Origin of the sequence: Asticcacaulis sp. (assembly GCF_020217185.1) — a bacterium.
In the GTDB taxonomy this organism is placed as follows: Bacteria; Pseudomonadota; Alphaproteobacteria; order Caulobacterales; family Caulobacteraceae; genus Asticcacaulis.
The window spans coordinates 1-10000 of sequence record NZ_JAIWNX010000017.1; the positions used below are offsets into that span (position 1 = coordinate 1).

Consider the following 10000-nt stretch of genomic DNA (forward strand, 5'->3'; position numbering starts at 1 on the left):
AAGATCGGCTTCGGGTATCAACACCATCATGGCATTGAACGGGCCGTCAGCATGGGGAAAGGCTCGTGAGTGGGTTGCCGGTTGCTTTGCTGTCTGGGCCGTCGCAACCCCACTGCCAGCCCCCAATAGGGCCAGCGCCAATAAGATCGTTTTCATCATCCCCTCCAAAAGATACATGAACAATGTTCAAATATCTTGAAACGGAAAGGCTGTCAACCGGCGACTGTCTCAATAAACGCACCACCCGTCAGGGTTTTGTGCACCGGACATTTGGCGGCGATGTCGTGCAGTCTTTGCCGCTGCTCGTCGCTGAGCTGGTCGCCGATAATCGTTACCGACTTGCGGAAGATATCGGCCTTGCCCGATTCGTGACCGGCGACCTTTTCGTGGGTCAGCTCCACCCGCACATCCTGCAAGGGCCAGTTCTTCTGTCTGGCGTACCAGCGCACGGTCATGGCCGTGCATTCGCCCAGCGCCGCCGTCAGATAGTCATAGGGCGACGGGGCAAGGTTCATCCCGCCCTGCGATTCAGGTTCGTCGCCGCTCAGGCGGTGACCCCTGACCTCGATAGCCACGCTGAAATCGGAGATATGGGTCTCTTCGACCCGTGCAGAGATTACATCTGACATCATTCGACCGGCAGCGGGATGAATTCGATCTCGTCGCCCGGCACCTTGGGGAAGCGCCCTTCGCGCCAGTCGGCCTTGGCCTGCTCGATGCGTTCCTTGCGCGACGAGACGAAGTTCCAGTAGATATGGCGCTCGGTAAAGGGCTCGCCGCCGATCAGGGCCAGTTGCGCCTCCGCGTCGGTCGTGACGCTGACCGTGGCACCGGCGTTGAGAATGACCATGTGCGAGGCTTCGACCAGCGTGCCATTGACCACCGCGCGGCCCGACACGACGTAGAGCGCGCGCTCAGCGACGTGATCCGGCAGGACCAGCGCCTGCCCGGCGCTCAGGCGTGCCTCCAGATACAGCGTCTCGGCATAGGTCTTGACCGGAGACGTCACGCCATAGGCCGAACCCATCATCACGCGCACCGGCACACCTTCCACCGTCAGCGCCGGAATCTCTTCGGCGTCATAGTGGAAAAAGGCGGCGTCGATCTCTTCGTCGGCCTCCGGCAGGGCGTGCCACAGTTGCAGCCCGTGCAGTTGCCGCGTGGTGTCAATGCCCTCCAGCGGCTCGCGTTCGGAATGGACGATGCCCCTGCCCGCCACCATCAGATTGATGGCCCCCGGTGTGATGACCTGATCCGATCCCAGCGAGTCGCGGTGGTGGATATGGCCTTCAAACAGATAGGTGACGGTGGCCAGGTTGATATGCGGGTGCGGGCGGACATTGGTGCCCTTGCCCGGCTCAAACACCGCCGGCCCCATGTGATCAAAGAAGATCCACGGTCCGACCATGCGGTGTTTGGCATAGGGCAGGATGCGCTTGACGGTAAAGCCGCCAAGGTCCTTTTCGCGCGGCGGAATAAGAAGTGCGATGGCGTCGGTCATGAAGGCCCCCGATGGCTGATTTGCCGCAAGGCTTACGCTCTTTCCCCGCACGGGTCATGCAAAATCGTGTTGCGCTCTACTCCGCCTGAAAATCGACTGTGGCCGCCGTCAGGCCCGATGACACCAGCCTCAGTTGCCCGCGGCCGCGCTCCCCTGTGGATTGCACGATCACCTGCGCCCAGCCGTTGAACAGGCGGCGTTGCCACGGGGCTGCCGGGGTCGTGACCCGCAGGCTGCCCCAGCGTGAGCCGCCCACCGACTGATCATACAGGGCCTGCACGCCAGCGGCGGGCGTCGGCATGACGTAGCTGAGGCTATTGCGGTCCTTGAGTTGTGAGGCGTCAAGCCGGATGACCCACGCGCCGTCCATCGCCTGCGCCGTTACCGCCTGCCCGTTGACATAAAGGTGCTGATCCGGGGCCAGTTGTCCGACAAAGAGCACGGCCTGTTCGCCCGCGCTTATCACCGGGCGGGCAAATTCACCCCTCAGCACAAGGCCTTTGGTCAGGGGCGGCTGAGCCTCCGGGGGCAACCACTGCGCCGGATCACGCCAGTTTGTGGTGTCGGCCGTCTCGGCCACAGCGCGTGACGTGTCGGTCAGATCGTCTATGGCCAGACTGCGCCAGTTCGACAGGCTTACATAGCGATGGCGCTCCGCCGGACGGTCCACTTCGTGAGACCCCGGATCGCCGTTGCCCATGCCGATCAGCCGGATCGGCCCCGACACCTCAAAATCTATGCGGTTATCCGCCGTGGGCACAGGACGCCCCTTTTTGTCGGTCACCTGAACCCAGACCACCGAAATGTCGCTGCCGTCGGCTTTCAGTGCCGTCTTGTCGGGCCGCGCGACCACCGCCGCCGGTGCGGCCGTGGTGCTGACGCTTTGTACGGCGATCTGCCGCCCCTTCTGATAGGCCCTGGCAGTCAGGGTGCCGGGCGCATAGGGCACGCGCCACCTCAGGTGCGAATAGCGCGGCATCGCCTGACGCCCCAGCGACTTGCCATTGAGGAACAGTTCGACCGCATCGCCATTGCTATAGACGCGGACGTCGATCGGCTGACCTTTGCGCCCGGCCCAGTTCCAGTGCGGCAGGATGTGCACCATCGGCTGATCGGTCCACACCGATTTCAGATAATAGGCCGTGTCCTTAAGCACACCCGTTGTATCCACCATGCCGAATTGCGACGATATGGCCGGCCAGCCAAACGGCGTGGTTTCCCCACGATAATCGAACCCCGTCCACACAAACATGCCCGACATCCACGGACGCGCCATGACGCGGGTCCAGCCTTCTTCGATGCTAAGGCTGCTGCCCGGGCGGCCCTGACGGTCATAGGCATTGAGGTGCACCCTTGCCGAGTCGTCGAAATAGATGCCGCGCGTCGTCAGGGTCGAGCCTTCCTCGGTCATGATGGCCGGCTTTTCCGGGTGCTGCGCGTGGAAGCCATCGACGTCGTGCTGAGCGCCATAGTTGAAACCGATGACATCCGCGCCGACCGAGGTGCCCTTGCCCGAACCGCTGGTGGCGACCGTGGTGCGCCGCGTCGGATCGAGCCGCCTGACGAAATCCTGCATTTCAAGCGCCAGATGCGTGCCAATGTCCTTCCATTCCAGCGCCCACTCCTCATTGCCCACCGACCACAGGATGACGCTCGGGTGGTTGCGGTCGCGGCGGATCAGGCGCTCAAGCTGGTGCGTGATTTCCGGGCTTGTCCCCATCATGCGGTGTTCGTCGATGACCAGCATCCCCAGACGGTCGGCTTCATCGAGAAGCTCCGGCGTCGGCGGATGATGCGAGGCGCGGTAGGCATTGACGCCAAAGGATTTGAGCTGTTTCAGCCGCCAGGTTTGCAGGCCATCCGGCAGGGCGACGCCGACACCGGCATGGTCCTGATGGTTATTGGTGCCCTGAAGTTTGACGGCCTTGCCATTGAGGAAAAAGCCCTTGTCCGGATCAAAGGTGACGGTGCGCACCCCAAATCGGGTGTCATAGCGGTCCACGACCTGCCCGTCGCGCAACAGGCTTGTGCGCAGGGTATAGAGATACGGGTCTTCCAGAGACCACAGATGCGCCTCAGACAGCGTCAGGGTGGCGGCAAACACCCCGTCCGATACGGCGTTCACTGACCGGTCGGCCTGCGTTGTTTGCGCCACGACCTGCCCGCGGGCATCCACCACCTCATGACGGATGGTAAAGCCCTGCTCGCTTTTGAAGGCATTCTGCACCGTCAGGTCGATGTCGAGCCGGGCATTCGCTCCCTCAATGGTCGATCGGACGAAGGTGCCCCACTGCGCCACGTGCAGCGGATCGGTCTTGGTCAGCCAGACGTGGCGGTAAATGCCCGCCCCTTCGTAATACCAGCCCTCTTCGACCGTCGCATCGGCACGCACCGCGATCAGGTTCTCGCCGCCGAAATTGACGTAATCGGTGATGTCGTAACGAAACCCTGAATAGCCGCTGGGTTCGGTGCCGAGGTAGTGCCCGTTGATCCACACCACGCTGTTGCGATAGACGCCATCGAATTCAAGCGAAATCCGACGCCCCTTGTCCGAGGCCGGAATCGTGAGGGTTTTACGATACCAGCCGACGCTGTTTTCCGGGAACGGGTGCCCGATGGCCTTGGAGCCGTGGTTGGTATTGCCGCGTTGGTCAAAGGGCAGTTCCACCGCCCAGTCGTGCGGCAGATCGACCTTGCGCCAGCTGACATCGCTGAAGTCCGGATTGGCCGGACCGTCGCCATACCCCGCCTTAGCGAAGAAAAAGGGCCGCAGACCATAGCCAAAGTCGCGCTGGGCCTCATCGGCATGGCCGTAGGCAAAACGCCAGTCCTTGTCGATATTGAGGCGCTCACGCGGGGTCTGGGCCACAGCGGGCACGGCCAGCCCGCATATCAGCAGCAGCGCCGCCAGCACGCCCCTGAGAAGCCTGCCCGTGTATGTCTGTTTGCACATGTCATCCCCTGCCTGTGTTCTGTGTTTGCTGCGTTATTATATTATAATAAACCTCGCTTCAATACGCCGCTGGCGTCCAACGCAAACAAGAAAGGGCCGCACAAAGCCCCCACCACTTATTTCCGTAGAATCTTCAGATCACGACTGGACAAGCGCTCTCAAAATAATATTATTGTCCGACAATAAAAAGGGAGAAGCGCGTGCTGGACAGACGTGACCTGTTGAAATCCGTGAGCCTGCTGGGGACTGTGTCCTATGGTGTTTCCGCACCTGCAAAGGCTACGGATCGCGCCGCGCCTTCTCCGGCTCCGGCCAGCGGACCGTCACCCCGCGAAGTACTCTCGCTGAACAAGGGCTGGCGCTTTTTCGAAGGCGACATTCCCTTCCCCAAGATACTGGGGCACGGCTGGTCCTACGCCAATGCCAAGGCCGGATCGGCCTGGGGCGCCGCGGCGGCCTCCTATGACGATACGGAGTGGACGCATGTCACTCTGCCGCACGACTTTGCCAGTTTTCAGGTGCCGGATGAGCGCGAAAATCTGGCGCAGGGGTATCGCAAACGCGGCATCGGCTGGTATCGCAACCTGCTGAGGTTCGACGAAAGTGACCGCGGCAAGCATATCGAGCTGCAACTTGACGGCATCTCGACCCACGCCACGATCTGGCTCAATGGCACGCTGATCAATCGCAACTGGTCGGGCTATAACTCCATCTATGTCGATATCACGCCCTATCTGTCCTACGGCGCGGCGCTCAATTCACTGGTGGTGCGCGTCGATGCCGACGCTATGCAGGGCTGGTGGTACGAAGGGGCGGGCATTTACCGCAACACGTGGATCGTCAAGCGTCATCCGCTGCATATTGAGACCGATGGCGTCTTTGCCCACCCCGTCAAGACCGGCGATCAGTGGCAGATTCCGGTCGAGGTGACGCTGAACAACACCACCGACCGGCCGCAATCGGCGGAGATCGTCTCGTCACTGTTCGATGCGGCGGGCCGGGTTGTCAGCACCTGTCGCCTGACCGCCCAAATCCCGCCGATGCAGACCGGTATCGCGACCGGTCGCATGAATGTCGGCAACCCGACCCTGTGGGACATCGACTCCCCTTACCTGTATCAGGTGCGCACGCAGCTTATCCAGAAGGGGCGTATCCTTGACGAGGTGGTGACCCCCGCCGGGTTCCGCACCCAGAGCTTTGATCCGGACAAGGGCTTCTTCCTCAATGGTCAGCCGCTCAAGCTGAAGGGCGTGTGCATCCATCAGGACCATGCCGGCGTCGGCGTCGCCGTGCCGCCGGGGCTTCTGGAATATCGCCTGCACCGCCTCAAAGAGCTGGGCTGCAACGCCATCCGCTGTTCGCACAATGCGCAGGACAAGGCGTTTTATGCCCTGTGCGATCGCATGGGCTTTCTGGTGATGGACGAAAACCGCGTCTTCAACCCCTCGCCCATCCATATGGCCGAGCTGGAGTGGCTGGTGCGCCGCGATCGCAACCACCCCTCGATCATCCTGTGGTCCGTTTTCAACGAAGAACCGATGCAGGGCACGGAACAGGGCTATCAGATGGTCCGGCGCATGGTGGCGAAGGTCAAGTCGCTCGACACCACCCGCCCGGTGACGGCGGCCATGAATGACGGTCTGTTTACGCCCGTCAATGTGTCTCAGGCCGTCGATGTGGTCGGTTTCAACTATCAGTATCAGAATTACGACGCCTTCCATAAGACGCACCCGACCTTACCCATAACCTCGTCCGAAGACTGCTCCGCCTTCATGACACGCGGGGAATACAAGACGATAAAGGATAAGCACATCATCGCCTCCTATGACGATGACGCCGCCGACTGGGGCACCACGCAGCGCGTCGGCTGGAAAGCCATAGCCGAGCGGCCTTTTGTGGCGGGCACCTTCGTGTGGACCGGTTTCGACTATCACGGCGAACCGACGCCGCATCAGTGGCCGTCCAACTCGTCCTTCTTTGGCATTATGGACCTGTGCGGCTTCGCCAAGACCGCCTTCTGGATGCGGCAGGCTATGTGGCGCAGCGAGCCGGTGTTGCATCTGGCCCCGCACTGGAACTGGGCCCGACAGGAGGGGCAGGACATCCTCGTCATGGCCCTGCACAATATGGACGAGGTGGAACTGTTCCTGAATGGCCGCCCGCTGGGGCGTCAGGCGGGGGACCGTTACGAGATGAACCGCTGGAGCGTCGCCTATGCGCCCGGAAGGCTGAGCGCCATTGGGTATCGCGGCGGCAAGGCGATCAAGCGCTTTGAGGTCGAAACGACGGGCGCGCCGGTACAACTGAAACTGACCCCCTTCCGCCCGGTGATGAAGGGGGATGGCATAGATGCCCAGCCCTTCACGGTAGAAGCGCTGGATGCGAAGGGCCGGCACGTGCCGACCGCCCAGCACAGCGTGCGCTTTACGGTCGAAGGCGGCGACATTATCGGGCTTGGCAACGGCAATCCCAATGATATCAGCCCGGAAAAAGGCGACACGCGCGCCCTGTTCAACGGGCTGGCGCAGGTGATCGTCCAGACGCGCGAAGGCCAGTCCGACCCGCTCGTTCTAAAGGCCGTGGCGGAGGGTCTGAAGCCCGCAACGCTCAGGATCGACGTGCAGGCGGCGCAGCCCTGGCCCTATCAGGCCGTGTCCGAAAGCGTGCAGATCACCGAAAACTGGCGGCGCGCCCCCGAACAGGCGGGGCCGCTCAATCCCGATCTGCGCCCAAAGGATAATGACATGAATTCGTGGGGCTGGTTCCGCGCGGGCGTGCCCTTCCCTGCGCCCGACCGCGACACGGAGGTCCTGTGCGCCGTCGAGGTCGAAGCCTATGCCCGGGTGCGCAAGAGCGGCGGTGTCATCGAGTGTCTGGGCCTGCTGGGCCCGGCCACCCTATATATTGACGGTCAGAAGGTGGCTGAAAAAACCAGCGACGGCAGCGCGCCTTTGAGCGCCCCCTTCCCCAAGGGGGCCGGCAAACACTGGGTCAGCTTGATTTTCCGGGCCCGTCGCGGACAGCCCTTCGGCTTTACCGATGTGGTGCGTATCCGCGGCTGAAGCCCGCCTGTTCGCCACTGGTGCGGCGGAGCGCGGGAAGAATAATACAAAGGAGGAAATAATGAGGATCGGCAGACGACATTTTCTGATGGCGGGGGCCTCCGCGCTGGCGGCCCCGGCGGTCGCTGTAGCTGCGACGCAGACCGATGAGCAGAAGTCAGCGGCCAAGCTGTCCAATGCCGATCCGGCGCTGGCCCCTGAGCTTTTGTTGCCTGAGAAGGACCTTGCGTGGTGGCGTGACGCCAAGTTCGGCATCTTTGTGCACTGGGGGCTCTATGCCATTCCGGGGCGCGGCGAATGGCACATGTTCAATGACAAGGTGCCACCCGGCGAATACCGCAAGCTGGCCGATCAGTTCGATCCGCAGGCCTATGATCCGGATCAGTGGGCCGCTTTGGCCAAGCAGGCCGGGGCCCGTTACATGGTGATGACGGCCCGCCACCACGACGGCTTCGCCCTGTGGGACAGCCCGTCCAGCTTCCAGCAATTTGACGCTATGCACGCCAGGGCGCACCGCGACCTGATCCGGCCCTATGTGAACGCCGTGCGGCGCGCCGGGCTGAAGGTCGGGCTCTATTATTCGCCGCTCGACTGGCGCTTCCCTGCCTATTTCCACCCGCGCGAACTACCGGAAAATGCCCGGCTGCTGAAAATGCAGACCTATGATCAGGTCAGTGAACTGATGAAAAACTACGGCAAGATCGACGTCCTGTGGTGGGACGGCGGTTGGCTGGCGCACAAGGGGACCGATGCCGACGCGGCGTGGTTCTGGGAGCCGGCCAAGCTTAATGGCATGGTGCGCAAATACCAGCCCAAGATCCTGATCAATCCGCGTTCGGGCTGGATCGGCGATTTCGACACCGAAGAAGGCCACGGCACTATCTCAGGGCCGATCCGGGCGCGTCCGTGGGAAAAGACCTTCGCCCTCGGCTCGGCCTGGGGCTACACGCCGGATAATTACGCCATGTCGTGGCAAAAGGTCGTCCCCTTCATCGTCAACGCCGCCGTGCGCAATGGCAATGCCCTGATCAATGTCGGACCGGACCCGCAAGGGCGTATCCCGCCCGCTCAGGCCGAAACGCTCAGGGGTATCGGCCAATGGATGAGCAAATACGGCTATACGATTCAGGACACCCGCCCCGGACCGCTTCAGCCGCGAGATGGCGTTTTCGGCACAACCTTCCGTAAAAACAAGGTGTTTGTGCATATCTTCTCATGGCCCGAAGACCGCCTGACCCTGAGCGATTTCCCCAAAACCGTGCAGACAGCGGTCAGTGTGACGGGCGGCAAGGTCGTCTGGTCGCAGCAGGACGGCACGCTGACGCTTCGGGTCGTTGAGGGGTCGCGCGGCGACCCGCTCACCGTTATCGAACTGACCTGTGCTTAAATCAAATAAAGCGGCGTCCGGATATTCCGGACGCCGTTCTAAATTTTTGTTTTATCGAGATACTTTATCGAAAACCGCTCACACTTTTGACATACCGCGCCAGAAGTTCCCTGCGCTCTAACCGCGGAAGGTGATTTCAAACGCGTTGGCCATGGGCGAAGCCCCCTGAGGCACCTCGATCACCAGTGCCCCCGCCTCCTGCTGGAACCGGCAGGGTTTGGACGTGCCCAGCAAGCGCACCTGCTTCACCGCCCGCGCCTGTTTGGCATTTTTCCCGAGCGCCTGAATGGCCAGACGGCCTTCGGGTTTGCCCAGCGAAATCGCATACAGGGTCTTGCCGCGCGTCGTGAAGCGAATGTCCTGTGCCGTGTAGGCCGTACCTTCCTGAAACGCCCCTTCGGCAGCCTCGGTCGGGCCTTCGCCGAATTGCGTCCACGGGCGGGTGCCGTGAATGGCCTCGCCATTGACCTTCATCCATGCGCTCAGATCGGCCAGCAGGGTTTGCGATTCCGGCGGCAGGCTGCCGTCGGGATACTGCACCACATTCATCAGCAGATTGCCGTTCTTGCTGACGATGTCGCACAGCATGTGGATCACTTCGGTGCTGGTCTTGTACTTGAACCCGTCCGAATAGAACCAGTCGCCGTTCGACGTGTCGGTTTGCCACGGATAGGGATTGATACCTTTCAGCACGCCGCGTTCGACGTCCTGCACAAAGGCCTCTCTGTAGAATTCACCGGAGCCGAAGTCCTTGCCATTATAGACGGCTTCGTTGCGCCCGGCGCGCGCCACGCTCTTGTTATACATGTGCGCGACCAGACTGCGGCCGACCACACCGAAGGGCAGGCCGCCGTCGGAATAGAGCAGGTCCGGTTCATAGCTGTCGATCAGGTCCTGGATACGGTTGTACCATATCTGATGGAAGGCCGGGTCCTTGGTGTACCAGGTGTCCGCCGTGCCGCGATAGGGCTCGTTATGGGCCGGATGATAGAGGTCGGCGTATTGCGGGTCGGCCCCGTCATAGGCGACGCCGTTTTCCGGCCAGGTCTGATTATACAGATGGCTGGGGTGGAACCAGTTGTGGCTGGCGCCCAGAT

6 protein-coding genes are annotated in these 10000 nt (G+C 61.8%); 2 read left to right on the forward strand and 4 right to left on the reverse strand.

From position 1 onward, the window contains the following. Positions 1 to 212: 212 nt before the first annotated feature. The 3 genes from LDL37_RS00795 to galA (LDL37_RS00805) all read right to left on the reverse strand — a co-directional run bounded on the left by LDL37_RS00795 (position 213) and on the right by galA (LDL37_RS00805) (position 4454). Positions 213 to 629: an OsmC family protein gene (locus LDL37_RS00795; RefSeq protein ID WP_290792931.1), complete on the reverse strand. Its 417-nt coding sequence runs from the start codon at positions 627 to 629 to the stop codon at positions 213 to 215. Beyond that, positions 629 to 1501 (reverse strand): pirin family protein, encoded by an 873-nt coding sequence (locus LDL37_RS00800; RefSeq protein ID WP_290792934.1) that lies wholly within the window; start codon positions 1499 to 1501, stop codon positions 629 to 631. The genes LDL37_RS00795 and LDL37_RS00800 overlap by 1 nt, the downstream gene beginning before the upstream one ends. 76 nt (positions 1502 to 1577) lie before the next feature. Then, positions 1578 to 4454 (reverse strand): beta-galactosidase GalA, encoded by a 2877-nt coding sequence (gene galA / locus LDL37_RS00805; RefSeq protein WP_290792937.1) that lies wholly within the window; start codon positions 4452 to 4454, stop codon positions 1578 to 1580. Between the two features lie 200 nt (positions 4455 to 4654). On the opposite strand from galA (LDL37_RS00805), the gene galA (LDL37_RS00810) reads away from it, so the two are divergent. Together galA (LDL37_RS00810) and LDL37_RS00815 are read left to right on the forward strand one after the other, a co-directional pair. Beyond that, on the forward strand, positions 4655 to 7516 hold the full coding sequence (galA, locus tag LDL37_RS00810; protein ID WP_290792940.1) for a beta-galactosidase GalA: 2862 nt from the start codon (positions 4655 to 4657) through the stop codon (positions 7514 to 7516). A gap of 61 nt (positions 7517 to 7577) precedes the next feature. After that, a complete protein-coding gene (locus LDL37_RS00815; protein WP_290792943.1) occupies positions 7578 to 8903 on the forward strand; it encodes an alpha-L-fucosidase in 1326 nt (441 codons plus the stop codon). Between the two features lie 117 nt (positions 8904 to 9020). On the opposite strand, the gene LDL37_RS00820 is transcribed toward LDL37_RS00815, so the two are convergent. Continuing rightward, a partial coding sequence (locus tag LDL37_RS00820; protein WP_290792946.1) for an alpha-L-fucosidase occupies positions 9021 to 10000 on the reverse strand: 980 nt, incomplete at its 5' end.

What these genes read in the sequence shown, in the direction of transcription:
- LDL37_RS00795 (WP_290792931.1), bottom strand. Translation starts at nt 629, where the DNA reads ATGTCAGATGTAATCTCTGCACGGGTCGAAGAGACCCATATCTCCGAT.
- LDL37_RS00800 (WP_290792934.1), bottom strand. Translation starts at nt 1,501, where the DNA reads ATGACCGACGCCATCGCACTTCTTATTCCGCCGCGCGAAAAGGACCTT.
- galA (WP_290792937.1), bottom strand. Translation starts at nt 4,454, where the DNA reads ATGTGCAAACAGACATACACGGGCAGGCTTCTCAGGGGCGTGCTGGCG.
- LDL37_RS00815 (WP_290792943.1), top strand. Translation starts at nt 7,578, where the DNA reads ATGAGGATCGGCAGACGACATTTTCTGATGGCGGGGGCCTCCGCGCTG.